The sequence below is a fragment of the Rhodococcus gannanensis genome, assembly GCF_042681175.1.
Taxonomy (GTDB): domain Bacteria; phylum Actinomycetota; class Actinomycetes; order Mycobacteriales; family Mycobacteriaceae; genus Rhodococcus_G; species Rhodococcus_G gannanensis.
In genome coordinates, this window is sequence record NZ_JBHUFB010000022.1 from 158,800 (window position 1) to 174,073 (window position 15,274).

Below are 15,274 nucleotides of genomic sequence, written 5' to 3' on the forward strand. Positions count from 1 at the left end.
CACGAACCACGCTGCACGGGAGAAGAATTCGATGGAATCGCGCACACCCGAGCCGACTCGGTGCCACACTCCGTCAATGGACCTGGCAGCGCTCGAAGAGATCCGTCAGCTCAAATACCGGTACTTCCGGACACTGGACCTGAAGCGGTGGGACGAGTTCGCGGACACCCTCGCGGTTGACGTGGTCGCCGAGTACGGCACCCACGCCCTCAACGATCCACTCGTCTTCGACGGGCGAGAGGCGTTGGCCGGGTTCATGAGCCAGACCCTCGGCACGTCGATCACGACTGTCCACGTCGCGACGCATCCGGAGATCGCGGTCGAGGGCGACACCGCGACCGGGTCGTGGTGCTTCGAGGACACGGTGATCGTGCCCGACGCCAAGAGCCTGATCCGCGGTGCGGGCTACTACACGGACCGCTACCGCCGCGACGAGGACGGCCGCTGGCGCATCACCCACACCTCCTACCAGCGGATCTACGAGTCGCTGGTGTCGCTCGACGACATCCCGAGCCACCAGTTCCTGTCCCACATGTGGGCGGGCGGCCAGACCACGTCCTAGTCCTGGTTTCGGGTGGCGCAGCATTCAGGGGAGGATCGGCGCGTGCGCGAACACCACTACGCCCTCACCGTCGCCTGGACCGGGAACCGGGGCGTCGGCACGGCCGATCACCGCGCCTACGGGCGCGAGCACCTGGTCTCGGCCCCGGCGAAGCCCGACCTGCTCGGCAGCTCCGATCCCTCCTTCCGGGGTGACCCTGCGCTATGGAACCCCGAGGAGCTGCTGGTCGCATCGTTGGCCCAGTGCCACATGCTCTGGTTCCTGAGCCTGGCCTCGTCGGCCGGGATCGTGGTCACCGAGTACACCGACGGTCCCACCGGGACGATGGTCGAGGAACCCGGCGGCGCAGGACAGTTCACCGAGGTCACACTCAACCCCGACGTCACCGTGCGAGCCCTGGATCCACGTGACACCCTCGCCGGGGACCTGCCGGCCACGATCGAGTCCCTGCACGAGAAGGCGAACGAGATGTGCTTCATCGCCCGGTCGGTGAACTTCGAGGTCCGGCACCGGCCCACCACCCGGGTCGAGCGCTGACGCGGAGCAACCTCTACCAGGTCCCGTCCGAGCGCAAGCTAGTCGAGGTTGTCCCGTGCCCAGACCGCGATCGCGTCGAGCGCGGGGATCAGCGCTTCGCTCGCGGGTGTGGCGCGGTAGACGACGGTCACGGGCGGTCCCTCGTCGACCGTGCGCTGCACAAGTCCGGCGGCGGTCAGCTCGGTCAGCCGCTCGGACAGCACCGAGTCGCTGATTCCCGCGACAGCCCGTTTGAGCTCGGAGAATCCGGCCGGCCCCTGCACCAGGGTGCCGATGATGACGCCGTTCCAGCGCTTCCCCAGGAAGGCGAACGCCCGACTCAGGCCCGCGTCGCATGCGCGCGGTTCGTGGTGTTCGGCGTCCTTCGGCATTGCCCTAGCCTACCCGTCGGCTCGCACACCCCTAGTTGCTAGTTTTTCCGAAGTGAGCTAGCTTCTCCGATGTTGCTAGTTTTTTAGAAGCGTGCCGGGTGTGCCGGCAATCTCCGCCGCCGAATCGGCGGCACCAATCCCCCCAGGAGTCACCCGTGTTCATCGCCGCAGCCATCGTGTCCGTCCTGCTCGCCCTCGCCCTCCTCGCCTCGGCCGCCGGAAAGCTGAGCAAGAACCCCCAGCAGGTCGAGAACATGACCAAGCTGAACTTTCCGGTCGACAAGATCTGGCTGCTCGCCGTCGCGGAGATCGCGGGCGCGATCGGTCTGGTCGCCGGCCTGTTCTGGTGGCCGATCGGCGTCGCCGCCGCGATCGGTGTCGTCGCCTACTTCGTCGGCGCGGTGATCGTCCACCTGCGCGCGAACGACAAGGCGATCGCACCCGCAGGCGTGCTCATGCTCGTCGCCGCCGCAGCGGCAGTGCTCGCCCCGCTCGCGGCCTGAGCAGCCGACCGACGGGTCACAGGCGCTCGACGGCGCACACGTACCGGTGCCGCCACTCCCCGCGGCGCCGCCACCCGGCGAGTACGAGGGCGTTGTCGAGCACGTCGGGCGACCAGTCCGGCGACCAGTCGTGCAGGACGTCGTCGGCGTCGGCTCCGGTCGATTCCTGAACGACCCGAATGTGTCCGAACGCGCGCGCACCGAAGAGTTCCGCGTCGTCCCAGACGACCTGCGGGGTGTCGTGCTTCTCGAAATAGGCGGTGAAAACCGTTGCGGTGTCCATGCTGCGCGCTCCTTTCGGTGTTGGCAGAGTAAGGCCGGTCGGCCCGGTCCGCATCACCAGCGGACCGGCCTCACCAGCGAACCGGCATCTCCTCGATCCCGGTGACGAAGTTGGCCGGCCGGCGGGGCAGCGGCGCGTCGGTCCCCAACTCCATCGCCGGAATCCGGTCGAGCAGTCGTTCGAACATCAGCCGGCCCTCGAGCCGGGCCAACTGGTTGCCGAGGCAGAAGTGGGAGCCGAAGCCGAAGGCGATGTGCGGGTTCGGATTTCGGTCGATGTCGAAGGTCTCGGGGTCCTCGAACACTGCCTCGTCGAAGTTCGCCGCCTCGAACAGCAGCATCATCTTCTCGCCCGCCCGAAGCTGCGTCCCGTGGAACTCGACGTCGCGGGTGACGGTGCGGCACATGTTCTTCACCGGGGACACCCAGCGCAGCATCTCCTCGAGCGCCGACGGCAGCAGTGACCGATCGGACACCACCTTGTCCCGCTGTTCCGGGTTGCGGAGCAGCTGCTCCATCCCGCCACTGAGGACGTGCCGGGTGGTCTCGTCTCCGCCGATCAGGATGAGCAGCGTCTCGGCGACGATCTCCTCGTCCGTCAGCCGGTCACCGTCGATCTCGGCGTGCACCAGCGTGCTGATCAGATCGTCGGTGGGTTCCGAGCGCCGCGCCGCGATCGTCCGCATCGTGAAGTCGACGTAGGACACGTAGGCGGACATCATCTTCGCGATCATCTCGTCGGAGGCGTTGGTGCCCTGCGCCTTCACGAGGTCGTCGCTCCACTCCAGGAACATCGCCCGCTCGTGTGGACGCACACCGAGCATGTCCCCGATCACCGCCATCGGCAGCGGCGCCGCCAGATCGCGGACGAAGTCGCACTCCCCCTTGTCCACGACGGCGTCGATCAGCTCGTCACAGATCCGGCCGATGTCGTCGATCTTCGCCTCGACCTGTTTGCGGGTGAAACCGGTGTTGACGAGCTTGCGACGGTTCAGGTGCTCGGGGTCGTCCATGTCGATCATGTGGGGCATCGCCGGCACGTCGGGACGGATACCGCCCGCGTTGGAGAACAGGCCCGCGTCGCGCTCGGCGTCGATCACCGCCGCGTGGCTCGTCGCACCCGCCAGTCCGTTCCGGTCGCGGAACACCGGCTCGTTCGCGCGCATCCAGGCGTAGTCGCGTCGCGGATCACCCAGCTTGCCCGCATGGAATCGTCCGTCGGCCAGATCGATGTCGGGTCGCATCGCGTCAGTCCCCTCGGTCCGTTCACGCTCGTGACAGGTGTCGACGGAGCGTACGTCCTTCCGATGCAATGCATATCAAAAATCGGGCCGCACTGGTAGAACAGGTTCCACCACGTGCCGGATGGCCGCACCGATCACACGAGCCGAGGGGAGCCTCACGGAACATGAACGTCCCAGTGAACACCGGCAGCGCCGACGGCCTGCGGGGTAAGTCGATCCTGGTCACGGGAGGCGGGAGCGGCATCGGACTCGGGGTCGCCGACCTGCTCGCCCGGTCCGGCGCCCACGTCACCATCGTCGGCCGCACCGAGGAGAAGCTCGCCGCCGCCGCAGCGTCGATCACCGCCGAACACGGCGGCTCGGTCACCTGCCACGCCGCCGACGTCACCGTCGAGGAGCAGGTCGAGCAGGCCGTCGCCGCCGCGACGGCGATCACCGGCCGGCTCGACGGCGCGGTGGCCTGTGCAGGCGGAAACGAGACCATCGCGCCGGTCACCCAGATCGACGTCGACGCCTGGCGCCGGACCGTCGAACTGAACGTCACCGGAACAATGCTCACCCTCAAGCACTCCGCGCGCGAACTGGTACGCGGTGGCGGCGGGTCGTTCGTCGCGATCTCCTCGATCGCCAGCAGCAACACGCACCGGTGGTTCGGCGCCTACGGGGTGTCAAAGTCCGGTGTCGATCACCTCGTCCAGCTGGCCGCCGACGAGCTCGGGGCTAGCAACGTGCGCGCCAACTGCATCCGACCGGGCCTCACGCGCACCGACCTCGTCACCGTCATCACCGACGGCGGTCCGCTGCTCGAGGACTACCAGGAGTGCACGCCGCTGCCCCGCATCGGTGAACCCGAGGACATCGCCCGGCTCGCCCGCTTCCTGCTCGGTGACGAGTCGACGTGGATCACGGGCCAGGTCATCAACGTCGACGGCGGCCAGATGCTGCGCCGCGGTCCCGATTTCACCTCGCTGCTCGAGCAGGTGTACGGCGCCGACGGCCTGCGCGGGGTGGTGGCGCCGTGACCGCGCACGAGATCCTCGGCCGGACGGTCGAGATGCCCGTGCAGATCCGGCGGGCGACGGCGTTCATGGCGATGTACTCGGTCCCCACCGCGGCGGCACAACAACTGATCGACCCGACCGGCCTGGAGATCCTGCAGTTCCGGCCCGGTCGCGGCCTGTGCGGGCTGGTGTTCGTCGACTACGTGGACGGCGATCTCGGCCCGTACAACGAGTTCGGTGTCGTGTTCATGGTGCGCGACCACCGGACTCGCGGCGGATCGGTCGCCGGCGATCTCCGCGCGCTGGCCACCGGCGGTGCCGGGGCGCTGATCCACCAGCTCCCCGTCGACGGCGACTTCACCCTCGCCGCCGGGCGTGGCATCTGGGGTTTCCCGAAGGTGCTCGCGGACTTCACCGCCGACCACGCGTCGGACGTGAAGCGCGCGTCTGTCAGCCAGGACGGTCAGCTCATCGCGGACCTCACGGTCAACCGGGGCTACCGGCTGCCCGGCGGAACCACCAGCACGACGATGCAGGCGTACTCGCACATCGACGGCATCACGCGCTGCACGTCCTGGGAGATGAACCCGAGCGGCGTCCGAACCCGCCTCGGCGGCGCGGAGGTGACGCTCGGATCGCATCCGATCGCGGACGAGCTGCGGTCCATCGGGCTGCCGCGACGCGCACTGATGACCACCGCCATCCCCGATCTGAAGATGACGTTCGGAGACGCGACAGCGGTGTGACGGTCAGGCTTCCAGGATCGTCTTGACGTTCTCGAGGTTTCCGCGCACGTCCCGGGCGTACAGCTTCTGCACGATGGAATCGGCGAACTTGAACAGACCGGTGCCCGCCTCGGCCTCCTGCCGCCAGGTCACCCGCGTGTGCACGCCGTCGACGGCGAACTCGAGCGTGCGTTCGTAGCCGATCTTCGAGTCCTTGGAGCGATAGGTCCGAGACTTGTCCTTCTCGTAGCCGGTGAGTTCCTCGGTCCCCTGCAGCCGGAGACCGGCAACCTTGACCACGTAGGACGTCACGGTCCCGAGCTCGTCGGGTTCGCCGTCCACGCTGTACTCGACGAGATTGTTGGTCCAGGACGCCGCGTTGTCGGGGTCGGACATGTACTCGAACACGTCGTCGATCGGACGCGCGATCATGATCGATTCCTCGACCTTGAGGGTGTCAGCCATGACAGTTCCTGCCTGTCGATGCGTGTACGCCGGGTGCGGTGGACACGCGAGGATGTGACCTCGGTCGGGCACACGGGGCATCACAGTGGAGGGCGGCACGGCACTGTCGGTCACCGCGGGCCCGCGTACTCGCGCATGCCCGCTCGAATCCCCGACGTCGATCCTTCTGGCGTTCTCATGGTAGTCCCGGCGCCGGTCACGACAGAAGGGTCGCGCGGGCCTTGCCAATTGGCCGGTTCTCGTGTGAGGTGTCTTCTGGACACTTGACCAACTTGGATTTCGGCAGGCTTGCAAAGGATTTCCGCAGTGAAGATCAGTCGACGCAGTGTGCTCGCCGGCGCCGCCGCCGCTCCGGCACTCGCCGCCCTGGGTACCGGTTCCGCTCAGGCCGGACCACTCCGCACGGCCCCGTCCGGCTCGGGCCTCCGGGTCGGTGTCGGCATCGCCGACGTGACCGGGCCGGTCGCGGAGAACGGCATGATGGGGTACTCCAGCTTCGACCAGGTCGCGGAAGGTCTGCACCAGCGGACACGGGCCCGCGCCTACGTCTTCGCCGACGCCGCCGACTCGCGCGTGGTGTACGTCTGCGTCGACACCTGCATGGTCTTCCAGTCGGTCCACGACGAGGTGCTCCGCCGACTGCACAACGCGTTCGGCGGGGCGTACACCGAACGCAACGTCATGCTCAGCGCCGTGCACTCGCACGCCGCGTGCGGCGGCGCGTCACACGACTACGCCTACACCCTCGCCAACCTCGGCTTCCAGCCGTTGACGTTCCAGGCAGAGGTCGACGGCATCGTCGAAGCGATCACCGCCGCGCACGACAACCTCGCCCCCGGCACCGTCGCGTACGGCCGCAGCGAACTGACCGATGCCAGCGTCAACCGGTCCCGCCTCGCCTTCGACCGGAACCCGCAGCGCGACAAGGACTACTACCCGCTCGGGATCGACACGTCGATGCGGACGTTGCGCATCGCCCAGAACGGCGCCGACGTCGGCGCGATCAACTGGTTCGCCACGCACTGCGCGTCGCTGACCAACGAGAACCATCTGATCTCCGGGGACAACAAGGGCGCGGCCGCGTACTTCTGGGAGCACGACGGCGAGGGCGTCCGCTATCTCGACGGCCCACCGAGTTTCGTGGCCTGCTTTCCGCAGACGAACTCCGGGGACATGTCCCCGAACCTGCACCTCGAACCGGGCAAGGGACCGACCGACGACGAGTTCGAGAACACCCGCATCATCGGTGAGCGCCAGGTTCGTGCGGCGCGAACGGCTTTCGCCGGTGCCGAGCCGATGTCCGCGACGACGGTCGACAGTCGCGTGATGTACCTCGACATGGCCAACCAGGTGGTCGACGGGCGGTTCACCCCGGACGGACAGCAGCGACGTACGGCGCCGGCGTGTGTCGGCGCGGCGATGGCCGCGGGCAGCACCGAGGACGGGCCGGCGATCCCGATCTTCCCGGAGGGCACCCGCAACCCGCTCGTCGACGCACTCGGCGGCATGAACGCGCCCGTGCCCAACTGGCTGGCGGATGCACAGGCACCGAAACTCGTGCTGATCGCCGTCGGACTGCTCCCGCCCGACGGCTGGGTTCCGCACGTGCTGAAGATCCAGATCCTCCGGATCGGCGACGTCTACGTGGTCGGCGGGCCCGCCGAGTTCACCATCGTGTCGGGCCTGCGCATCCGCCGGACCGTCGCGGAGGAACTCGGTGTGCCGCTGGAGAACGTGATCTTCCAGGGCTACGCGAATTCGTACTCGAGCTACTGCACGACGCCGGAGGAGTACGAGGCGCAGCAGTACGAGGGCGGCTCGACGCTGTTCGGCCGCAACACCCTTCCCGCCTACCAGCAGGGCTACGCGACGATCGCCGCCGCGATGCGGTCCGGCGGCGACGTCGCCCGCGGCCCGGCGCCCCGCGACCTGTCCGGGTTCCAGCCGTACTTCGGACCGCAGGTCCCGGCGGACGCACCGCTCGCGGGCCGTCGGTTCGGCGACGTCCTGGTCCAGCCGGCCGCGGCGTCGGCAGGCGGTCGGGTGGTGGCCGAGTTCGTGACCGGCCATCCACAGAACAACCTGCACCGAGGCGGCACGTTCTTCGAGGTCCAGCGCCTCGACGGCGCGAACTGGACCCGGCACGCGGACGACGGTGACTGGTCGACGAAGTACCGGTGGCGCCGGGAAGGCGCGAACGCCTCCGTCGCGCGAATCACCTGGGACGTGCCGGACGGAACACCACCCGGCACCTATCGGATCCAGCACTTCGGCGACAGCCGGGGCGGCGACGGCTCGATCACCCCGTTCACGGGCACCTCCGCCACCTTCACGGTCTAGGACCTGTGCGCACTTTTGGTAGCTCCGCCTACCAAAAGTGCGCACAGGTGGCGAAGCCGCCTACAGCTTCGCGGCGAGGTTGTCGAGGGACCACGGCGGCTCGGAGTTGTGGTCGCGGTATGCGAGCACGGTCGGTGCGGCGCGGTCGAAACGACCGACGAATCCACCCGACCCGACGAAGATCTGACCGGTGATCGACTTCGCGAGATCGCTCGCGAGGAACGCGTACAGCTGCGCGACGTACTCCGGTGGGGCCGGGTTGAGCGAACCGTAGCGGGACGCGTCGTCGAGCATTCCGCGGCGATGCAGCTCCTCGATGTGCGCGGTGTACTCGTCCCCCTCCGACAGCCGGGTCTTCGCGCCGGGGCACACGACGTTGGCGCGCACTCCGGACTCGGCCAGTTCGGCTGCGATCGCGAGTGTGAGGCTGTTGACCGCGCCCTTGCCCGCCGGATAGCCGGTGCCGCCGTAGTCGCCGAGGAAGGCGAACGAGCTGGTGTTGACGATCGCCCCGACGCCGCGCTCGGCCATCAACGGTGCGACGAGCCGGCACGTGCGGAAGGTCGCCGTCAGGTGCGCGTCGATGAGGTCGTCCCACTCCTCGTCGGTGACGGTGAGGATGGTCGACCCGGCCGGTTCCGCGACACCGGCGCAGTTGACGAGGACGTCGACGGCTCCGAACTCGTCGCGGGCGGCATCCACCAGCGCCTGCGCGACCGGCCGGGACGCCGCCGAGCCCGCGACCGCGACCGCACGTCCACCGGACGCCCGGATCTCGTCGGCCACGGCCTGCGCGACCGCGCCGTCACGGCCGTTGACCACCACCGCGGCGCCCTGCGCGGCGAGCGCGTGGGCGACGCTGCGCCCGATTCCACGACTCGACCCCGTCACGATCGCCGCGCGTCCGAGCAGGTGACGCTCCACGTCGGTATCCATTCGGTCCACTCCCGTCCTCGTCTCCGGCGCCTGGCCGTTGCGCCCGTACATCGGTACAGACTACAGTCCAGACACCTGTCCATTTGAGGTGAACGGCACATTGGGTCGATCCGATCGATCGAACGGTTTCCGTTCATGCCAACCAGCCGACGCACGGGAGCGCACCGCATGCCCGCACCGACGATCCACCGCCTCCGGGTGAGCGACGTGATCGAGGAGACCGCCGATGCCCGGTCGGTGGTGTTCGAGATCGACGCCACCATCCGCGACCGTTTCGCCTACCGCCCCGGGCAGTTCCTCACGCTGAGGATCCCCGGCACGACGCACGCCCGCTGTTACTCCCTGGCCAGCGCGCCGGGACTGGACGACGACCTCAAGATCACCATCAAGCGGGTCGATCAGGGCCTCGGCTCGAACTGGCTGTGCGACAACGCGCGCCGCGGCGTCGAGATCGAGGTCCTCGAACCGTCCGGCGTGTTCACACCGAAGGGACTGGACGCGCGCTACCTGCTCGTCGCGGGCGGGAGCGGTGTCACGCCGATCATGTCGATCCTCAAGTCCGTGCTCGGCGCAGGCAACGGTGAGGTGGTGCTGTTCTACGCCAACCGTGACGAGCAGTCGGTCATCTTCGAGGAAGAACTGCGCTCCCTGTGCGCGCAGCACCCCGACCGACTGTGGGTCGAGCACTGGATCGAAACCATCCAGGGTCGGCCGACCGCCGACGGTCTCACCGACCTGTTCCGGAGCTGGGACTTCGACGAGGTCTTCGTGTGCGGACCGCAACCGTTCATGGACTGCACCCGGAAGGCGCTGTCCGCGATGGATTTTCCTCGCGAACGTCTGCACATCGAACGCTTCACGTCACTCGGATCGGACCCGTTCGCCGACACCGACGAGTCCGAACCCGCCCCGACGTCCGAGCCCGTCGCGGTCTCGACGGTGACCGTGCGCAAGGGCGGCGAGGAACACACCGTGCAGTGGCCCGCCAACCAGCGACTGCTGCAGGCGCTCGACGCGAACGGCATCGTCGTGCCGTCCTCCTGCGCGGAGGGCGTCTGCGCGTCGTGCGAGTGCCGCCTGACCGCGGGTTCGGTGGAGATGGTGAACAACCAGGTTCTCGAGGAGGACGACATCGCGGACGGCTACATCCTGGCGTGCCAGGCGCTGCCGCGCGCCGACGTCCTCGAGGTCGAATTCGAGTAATCCCCAGGCACTGTGGACAAGTCCGAAAACTGTGGACAACTCCCGGCCGGAACGACGAAGCCCGCCACGGATTTCCGTGGCGGGCTTCGTCGTGTGGAGTGGGCAGGCCCTACAGCCAGGTGTCCTCGGTGGTCGCGGTGAGGAACGCCTCGAGGTCGTCCCGCCACGGAGCCGGCACCGTCTTGTCGGGCTCGATCGCGGTGTACTGGCCGCGGTAGAACAGCAGCGGCCGTTCGGTTTTCACTTCACTGAGCGAGGAGACCCGACCGAACACGACGAAGTGGTCGCCGCCGTCGTGCACCGTCTCGACTGTGCAGTCGATGTGCGCGAGCGAGCCGTCGATGATCGGCGACCCGAGGGGCGACGGCGTCCACCCGATCCCCGCGAACTTGTCCGGTTCACGGGAGCCGAAGCGGGCGCAGACAGTCTGTTGCTCCTCGGCAAGCACGTTGACGCAGAACTTCCCGGTCCGCTCGATCGCGGCCCAGGACCGCGACCCCTTCGTCGGGCAGAACAGCACCAGCGGCGGTTCCAGTGACAGCGCCGCGAAGGACTGGCACGCGAACCCGACCGGCTCACCGTCGTCCACCGTCGTGATGATGGTGACGCCGGTGCAGAACTGCCCGAGCACCGTTCGGAACTGGCGCGGATCGATCGCCGCCTCCGACACCGCCGTTTCGGACATCACCGCCTCCTCGTTGGAGCTCACTACTTGAATCCCACCGTGAAGTCGTGGCCCCACAGGCTGACCGCCGTGCTCTCCCGGGCGATCCAGCTGTCGTCCTCGACTTCGAGTCCTTCGCAACCGAATTCGACGTCGAACCCGCCCGGCGTCTTCATGTAGAACGACAGCATCTGGTCGTTGACGTGCCTGCCGAGTGACGCCGACATCTTGACGTTCTTGCGCAGTGCACGGTCGAGGCAGAGTCCGACGTCGTCGGAGTTCTCGACCTCGATCATCAGGTGCACGATGCCCGTCGGGTTCGGCAGCGGCAGGAACGCGAGGCTGTGGTGCCGCGGGTTGCACCCGAGGAATCGCAGCCACGCCGGCTCACCGTCCGCGGGCCGTCCGACCATCTGCGGGGGAAGGCGCATCGAGTCTCGCAGCGAGAAGCCGAGCACGTCCCGATAGAACCGCAGCGACGCCTCGTCGTCGTTGGTGGTGAGCACCACGTGGCCGAGGCCCTGCTCGCCGGTGACGAACTTGTGGCCGTACGGACTGACCACCCGACGGTGCTCCAGCGCCACCCCGTGGAACACCTCGAGCGTGTTGCCGGAAACGTCCTCGAAGGTGATCAGCTCGACCACGCGGCGGTCCGCCAACTGCTCGGCGGTGCCCTCCTTGAACGGCACGCCGGCCGCGGCGAGGCTGTCCCGGACCTCCTGCAGCTCAGCGGCGTTGGCGGTCTCCCAGCCGGACACCTGCAGGCGGTCGTGCTCGCCGGGCACAATCACGAGCCGGGCGGGGAAGTCGTCCATCCGCAGGTACAAGGCGTCGGGGTTGGTGCCCTTGCCCTCGACCATGCCGAGGACCTTGAGACCGTAGTCGCGCCAGGCCGCCATGTCGGTGGCCTCGATGCGCATGTATCCCAGCGAACGGATACCCATCTCAGTTGCCCCCTTCCTGGAGGAAGTCGGTGGCGAGCCTGTTGAACTCGTCGAACTTCTCCAGCTGCGCCCAGTGGCCGCAGCCGCCGAACACGTGCAGCTGTGCGCGCGGGATCATCTTCAGCGCGACGAGCGCACCGTCGAGCGGGTTGACGCGGTCCTCACGGCCCCAGATGAGCAGCACCCGCTGGCGCAGCTTGTAGGCGTCGCGCCAGAGCATGCCCTTCTCGAACTCTCCGCTCGAGAACGACTTGCCCATCGCCTTCGCGGCGGCGAGCGACTCGGGGGTGCTGGCGGAGGCGAAGCGCTCCTCGACCAGTTCCGGGGTGATCAGCGACTGGTCGAACACCATGATCCGCAGGAACGCCTCGAGGTTCTCGCGGGTCGGCTGGTAGCTGAACTTGCCGAGGTTCTTGACGCCCTCGGTCGGGTCGGGCGCGAACAGGTTGACGCTGAGGCCACCCGGACCCATGAGGACGAGTCGGCCCGCGCGATCCGGGTAGTCGAGCGCGAACCGCACCGCCGCGCCGCCGCCGAGCGAATTGCCCAGCAGGTGAACGCGATCGGTGACCCCGATGGTGTCGAGCAGATCCTTCAGTGCCGACGAGCTGTGCACGAAGTACTGCGGGTGCTCGGTCGGCTTGTCGGACTTGCCGTAACCGGGCTGGTCGACGGCGAGCACGTGGAAGTGCTCGGCGAGGACCGGGATGTTCTTCGAGAAGTTCGACCACGAGGACGCGCCGGGTCCGCCACCGTGCAGCAGCACGATCGTCGGGCCGTTGCCGACGCCCGCCTCGTGGTAGTGGAGCTTGAGGTCCGGGCGGACCTGCGCGAAGCGCGAGGTCGACTCGTAGGTCAGTTCTTCGGTCGTGGTCATCGGTACCTCAGACCATCGTGTCGGCGAGCGGCAGGCCGAACTCGGCACCACCGAACATGACGTAGGCGCGCTCGGGATCGTTCGCGGCGTGCACGCGGCCGGCATGGGCGTCGCGCCAGAACCGCTGGATCGGCGTTCCGTTCTGCAGCGCGGTCGCGCCGGAGTTCTCGAACAGCAGGTCGATCGATGCGATCGCCCGGCCGGTCGCGCGGACCTGGTCGCGGCGGGCGCGCAGACGCAGCTCCATCGGAACGTCCTCGCCCTTGAGGAGGTACGCGTACTCGTCGGCGACGTTGCCGGACAGCTGACGCCACGCGGCGTCGATGTCGCTGGACGCCTGGGCGATACGGATCTTGGCGAACGGATCGTCCTTCGCCTTCTCACCGGCGTAGGCGGCGCGGACGCGCTTGCCCTGGTGCTCGACGTGGGCCTCGTAGGCGCCGTACGCCATGCCGACGATCGGGGTGGAGATGGTGGTGGGATGGATGGTGCCCCACGGCATCTTGTAGACGGGCGCCGTGTTCTGCTGCAGGCCGGGCGCGGTCAGGTCGCTCATCGCCTTGAAACTCAGGAAGCGGTGCCGCGGGACGAAGACGTCCTTGACGACGACCGTGTTCGAGCCGGTGCCCTTGAGTCCGACGACGTTCCAGACGTCGTCGATCTCGTAGTCCTCGCGGGGGATGAGGAAGCTGCCGAAGTCGACCGGGCGGCCGTCCTTGATGACCGGGCCACCGACGACGACCCAGGTGGCGTGCTCGGATCCGGAGGACCAGGCCCACGCGCCGTTGACCTTGTATCCGCCCTCGACTGCCTCACCCGCACCCATCGGCGCGTACGAGGAGGAGATGCGGACGTCGGTGTCCTTGCCCCACACGTCCTCCTGCGCCTGCTGGTCGAACAGGGCGAGGTGCCAGTTGTGGACGCCGATGATGCCGGCGACCCAGCCGGTCGAGCCACAGGCGCTCGCGATGTTGCGGACGGCGGTGTAGAAGGTGACGGGGTCGGCCTCGAGGCCACCCCACTGCTTGGGCTGGAGCAGCCGGAAGAAGCCGGCTTCCTGCAGGGACTTGATCGACGCATCGGGGATCTGCCGCAGATCTTCGGTCTCCTGCGCACGCTCGCGGAGGGTCGGCAACAGCTCGTCCAGCTTCCCCATCACCACGTGACTGTCGTGCTCGCCCACTGGTCGCTCCCTTTGTCAGTCGATCTGCGTTGTGCGATCTGCGTTGTTGTCGTTTCGATCCGTCGGATCGTGCGTGACACGGTGGTTCACCCGTCCCTGAGACTAGAACAGGTTCCCATCCGTGTCGAGAGCCGCAACGATACGCTGGTCAAGCGTTCACGTCAGGTACAACTCGTCAAATTCCCTGGCGGAATTCGCTCAACTTCTATAACGTGTTCTAGCGACAGCACTCAAAGGAATGTGAGGCGACAGATGACGCAGACGAGCGGCGCGTCCGCAAGCCGCAAGGTTCGCGAGATCGACGTGGGAACCACCCCCACGCGCTTCGCGCGTGGATGGCACTGCATCGGCCTCGAGCGGGAGTTCCTCGACGGCAAGCCGCACGGGGTGGAGGCCTTCGGCACCAAGCTCGTCGTCTTCGCCGACAGCGAGGGCCAGCTCAAGGTGCTCGACTCGTACTGCCGGCACATGGGCGGCGACCTCAGCCAGGGCAGCATCAAGGGCGACTCGGTGGCGTGCCCGTTCCACGACTGGCGCTGGGGCGGCAACGGCAAGTGCACCGACATCCCCTACGCCCGACGTGTCCCCCCGCTCGCCCGCACTCGTTCGTGGACGACGCTGCAACGCAACGGGCAGCTGTTCGTCTGGAACGACCCCGAGGGCAACCCGCCCCCGGAGGACGTCACGATCCCGGAGCTCCCCGGCTACGGCACCGACGACTGGACCGACTGGGAGTGGCACCGCCTCGAGGTCAAGGGCTCGAACTGCCGCGAGATCATCGACAATGTCGTGGACATGGCGCACTTCTTCTACGTCCACTTCGGGTTCCCGAAGTACTTCAAGAACGTCTTCGAGGGCCACGTCGCCAGCCAGTACCTGCAGAACCACGGACGGCCCGACGTCGGGAACATGGGCACCCAGTACGGCGAGTCCGTGCTGGACTCGGAGGCGTCGTACTTCGGCCCGTCCTACATGATCAACTGGCTGCACAACGACTACAGCGGTTACAAGGTCGAGAGCGTCCTGATCAACTGCCACTACCCCATCACCCACGACTCCTTCATGCTCATGTACGGCGTGAGCGTCGAGAAGCCGAAGGGGCTGGACGAGAAGACCACCAACAAGCTCGCCCGCAAGTTCACCGAGGGCGTCGCGATGGGCTTCGAGCAGGACGTCGAGATCTGGAAGAACAAGACCAAGATCGAGAACCCGCTGCTCTGCGAGGAGGACGGCCCGGTCTACCAACTGCGCCGCTGGTACGAGCAGTTCTACGTCGACGTCGCGGACATCGACCCGAAGATGACGCAGCGTTTCGAGTTCGAGATCGACACCACCAAGGCCGTCGAGGCGTGGGAGCGCGAGGTCGCGGAGAACCTGGCCCGCAGGGAATCCGAGAAGGCTGCCGCCGACGAGGCCGAGAACAAGACGGGCGTGTGA

The 15,274-nt window shown here is 67.6% G+C and carries 17 protein-coding genes; 8 read left to right on the plus strand and 9 right to left on the minus strand.

From position 1 onward, the window contains the following. Positions 1-76: 76 nt before the first annotated feature. Together ACFSJG_RS26125 and ACFSJG_RS26130 are read left to right on the plus strand one after the other, a co-directional pair. Positions 77-562, plus strand: coding sequence for a nuclear transport factor 2 family protein (locus ACFSJG_RS26125; RefSeq protein ID WP_378488164.1), 486 nt, complete (start codon positions 77-79; stop codon positions 560-562). A gap of 42 nt (positions 563-604) precedes the next feature. Then, positions 605-1,099: an OsmC family protein gene (locus ACFSJG_RS26130; RefSeq protein WP_378488165.1), complete on the plus strand. Its 495-nt coding sequence runs from the start codon at positions 605-607 to the stop codon at positions 1,097-1,099. Positions 1,100-1,137: 38 nt separating this feature from the next. Here the strand turns inward: ACFSJG_RS26130 and ACFSJG_RS26135 are convergent, their stop codons facing one another. After that, positions 1,138-1,470, minus strand: a complete 333-nt coding sequence (locus ACFSJG_RS26135) for a winged helix-turn-helix transcriptional regulator (protein WP_378488166.1) — start codon at positions 1,468-1,470, stop codon at positions 1,138-1,140. Between the two features lie 155 nt (positions 1,471-1,625). On the opposite strand from ACFSJG_RS26135, the gene ACFSJG_RS26140 reads away from it, so the two are divergent. Continuing rightward, positions 1,626-1,973: a DoxX family protein gene (locus tag ACFSJG_RS26140; protein ID WP_378488167.1), complete on the plus strand. Its 348-nt coding sequence runs from the start codon at positions 1,626-1,628 to the stop codon at positions 1,971-1,973. A gap of 16 nt (positions 1,974-1,989) precedes the next feature. Here ACFSJG_RS26140 and ACFSJG_RS26145 read toward each other — a convergent pair whose 3' ends face one another. Then, on the minus strand, positions 1,990-2,256 hold the full coding sequence (locus tag ACFSJG_RS26145; protein ID WP_378488168.1) for a hypothetical protein: 267 nt from the start codon (positions 2,254-2,256) through the stop codon (positions 1,990-1,992). Between the two features lie 70 nt (positions 2,257-2,326). Then, positions 2,327-3,499, minus strand: a complete 1,173-nt coding sequence (locus ACFSJG_RS26150) for a cytochrome P450 (RefSeq protein ID WP_378488169.1) — start codon at positions 3,497-3,499, stop codon at positions 2,327-2,329. A gap of 164 nt (positions 3,500-3,663) precedes the next feature. Here ACFSJG_RS26150 and ACFSJG_RS26155 point away from each other — a divergent pair, with 164 nt between their 5' ends. Together ACFSJG_RS26155 and ACFSJG_RS26160 are read left to right on the plus strand one after the other, a co-directional pair. Beyond that, on the plus strand, positions 3,664-4,521 hold the full coding sequence (locus ACFSJG_RS26155) for an SDR family oxidoreductase (RefSeq protein WP_378488170.1): 858 nt from the start codon (positions 3,664-3,666) through the stop codon (positions 4,519-4,521). After that, a complete protein-coding gene (locus ACFSJG_RS26160; RefSeq protein ID WP_378488171.1) occupies positions 4,518-5,246 on the plus strand; it encodes an acetoacetate decarboxylase family protein in 729 nt (242 codons plus the stop codon). The genes ACFSJG_RS26155 and ACFSJG_RS26160 overlap by 4 nt, the downstream gene beginning before the upstream one ends. Positions 5,247-5,249: 3 nt before the next feature. Here ACFSJG_RS26160 and ACFSJG_RS26165 read toward each other — a convergent pair whose 3' ends face one another. Then, entirely contained in the window at positions 5,250-5,690 is a 441-nt protein-coding gene (locus tag ACFSJG_RS26165) for an SRPBCC family protein (RefSeq protein ID WP_378488172.1), read from the minus strand. Between the two features lie 306 nt (positions 5,691-5,996). Between ACFSJG_RS26165 and ACFSJG_RS26170 the strand changes: the two genes are divergently transcribed. After that, a complete protein-coding gene (locus ACFSJG_RS26170) occupies positions 5,997-8,030 on the plus strand; it encodes a neutral/alkaline ceramidase (RefSeq protein WP_378488173.1) in 2,034 nt (677 codons plus the stop codon). Between the two features lie 60 nt (positions 8,031-8,090). Here ACFSJG_RS26170 and ACFSJG_RS26175 read toward each other — a convergent pair whose 3' ends face one another. Next, positions 8,091-8,966 carry an SDR family NAD(P)-dependent oxidoreductase gene (locus ACFSJG_RS26175; RefSeq protein WP_378488174.1) on the minus strand — a complete coding sequence of 292 codons (876 nt, stop codon included), beginning with the start codon at positions 8,964-8,966 and terminating at the stop codon, positions 8,091-8,093. A gap of 168 nt (positions 8,967-9,134) precedes the next feature. On the opposite strand from ACFSJG_RS26175, the gene ACFSJG_RS26180 reads away from it, so the two are divergent. Then, entirely contained in the window at positions 9,135-10,169 is a 1,035-nt protein-coding gene (locus tag ACFSJG_RS26180) for a 2Fe-2S iron-sulfur cluster-binding protein (protein WP_378488175.1), read from the plus strand. A gap of 109 nt (positions 10,170-10,278) precedes the next feature. Here ACFSJG_RS26180 and hsaB read toward each other — a convergent pair whose 3' ends face one another. Genes hsaB through hsaA form a run of 4 tightly spaced genes read right to left on the minus strand, consistent with a single transcriptional unit; the run spans position 10,279 to position 13,810 of the window. After that, positions 10,279-10,854, minus strand: a complete 576-nt coding sequence (gene hsaB, locus ACFSJG_RS26185) for a 3-hydroxy-9,10-secoandrosta-1,3,5(10)-triene-9,17-dione monooxygenase reductase subunit (protein WP_378488176.1) — start codon at positions 10,852-10,854, stop codon at positions 10,279-10,281. Positions 10,855-10,877: 23 nt separating this feature from the next. Beyond that, complete coding sequence (hsaC, locus tag ACFSJG_RS26190) at positions 10,878-11,777, minus strand: iron-dependent extradiol dioxygenase HsaC (RefSeq protein WP_378488177.1); 900 nt, start codon at positions 11,775-11,777, stop codon at positions 10,878-10,880. Position 11,778: 1 nt separating this feature from the next. Beyond that, a complete protein-coding gene (hsaD, locus tag ACFSJG_RS26195; RefSeq protein ID WP_378488178.1) occupies positions 11,779-12,654 on the minus strand; it encodes a 4,5:9,10-diseco-3-hydroxy-5,9,17-trioxoandrosta-1(10),2-diene-4-oate hydrolase in 876 nt (291 codons plus the stop codon). A gap of 7 nt (positions 12,655-12,661) precedes the next feature. Further along, the gene (hsaA, locus tag ACFSJG_RS26200; protein ID WP_378488352.1) at positions 12,662-13,810 is read right to left on the minus strand and encodes a 3-hydroxy-9,10-secoandrosta-1,3,5(10)-triene-9,17-dione monooxygenase oxygenase subunit; all 1,149 of its coding nucleotides are present in this window, start codon (positions 13,808-13,810) and stop codon (positions 12,662-12,664) included. A 279-nt stretch (positions 13,811-14,089) separates the two neighbouring features. Here hsaA and ACFSJG_RS26205 point away from each other — a divergent pair, with 279 nt between their 5' ends. Beyond that, positions 14,090-15,274 carry a Rieske 2Fe-2S domain-containing protein gene (locus ACFSJG_RS26205; protein WP_378488179.1) on the plus strand — a complete coding sequence of 395 codons (1,185 nt, stop codon included), beginning with the start codon at positions 14,090-14,092 and terminating at the stop codon, positions 15,272-15,274.

What these genes read in the sequence shown, in the direction of transcription:
- hsaD (WP_378488178.1), bottom strand. Translation starts at nt 12,654, where the DNA reads ATGACCACGACCGAAGAACTGACCTACGAGTCGACCTCGCGCTTCGCG.
- ACFSJG_RS26155 (WP_378488170.1), top strand. Translation starts at nt 3,664, where the DNA reads ATGAACGTCCCAGTGAACACCGGCAGCGCCGACGGCCTGCGGGGTAAG.
- hsaA (WP_378488352.1), bottom strand. Translation starts at nt 13,810, where the DNA reads ATGGGGAAGCTGGACGAGCTGTTGCCGACCCTCCGCGAGCGTGCGCAG.
- ACFSJG_RS26125 (WP_378488164.1), top strand. Translation starts at nt 77, where the DNA reads ATGGACCTGGCAGCGCTCGAAGAGATCCGTCAGCTCAAATACCGGTAC.
- hsaB (WP_378488176.1), bottom strand. Translation starts at nt 10,854, where the DNA reads ATGTCCGAAACGGCGGTGTCGGAGGCGGCGATCGATCCGCGCCAGTTC.
- ACFSJG_RS26135 (WP_378488166.1), bottom strand. Translation starts at nt 1,470, where the DNA reads ATGCCGAAGGACGCCGAACACCACGAACCGCGCGCATGCGACGCGGGC.
- ACFSJG_RS26150 (WP_378488169.1), bottom strand. Translation starts at nt 3,499, where the DNA reads ATGCGACCCGACATCGATCTGGCCGACGGACGATTCCATGCGGGCAAG.
- hsaC (WP_378488177.1), bottom strand. Translation starts at nt 11,777, where the DNA reads ATGGGTATCCGTTCGCTGGGATACATGCGCATCGAGGCCACCGACATG.
- ACFSJG_RS26175 (WP_378488174.1), bottom strand. Translation starts at nt 8,966, where the DNA reads ATGGATACCGACGTGGAGCGTCACCTGCTCGGACGCGCGGCGATCGTG.
- ACFSJG_RS26205 (WP_378488179.1), top strand. Translation starts at nt 14,090, where the DNA reads ATGACGCAGACGAGCGGCGCGTCCGCAAGCCGCAAGGTTCGCGAGATC.
- ACFSJG_RS26165 (WP_378488172.1), bottom strand. Translation starts at nt 5,690, where the DNA reads ATGGCTGACACCCTCAAGGTCGAGGAATCGATCATGATCGCGCGTCCG.
- ACFSJG_RS26145 (WP_378488168.1), bottom strand. Translation starts at nt 2,256, where the DNA reads ATGGACACCGCAACGGTTTTCACCGCCTATTTCGAGAAGCACGACACC.
- ACFSJG_RS26180 (WP_378488175.1), top strand. Translation starts at nt 9,135, where the DNA reads ATGCCCGCACCGACGATCCACCGCCTCCGGGTGAGCGACGTGATCGAG.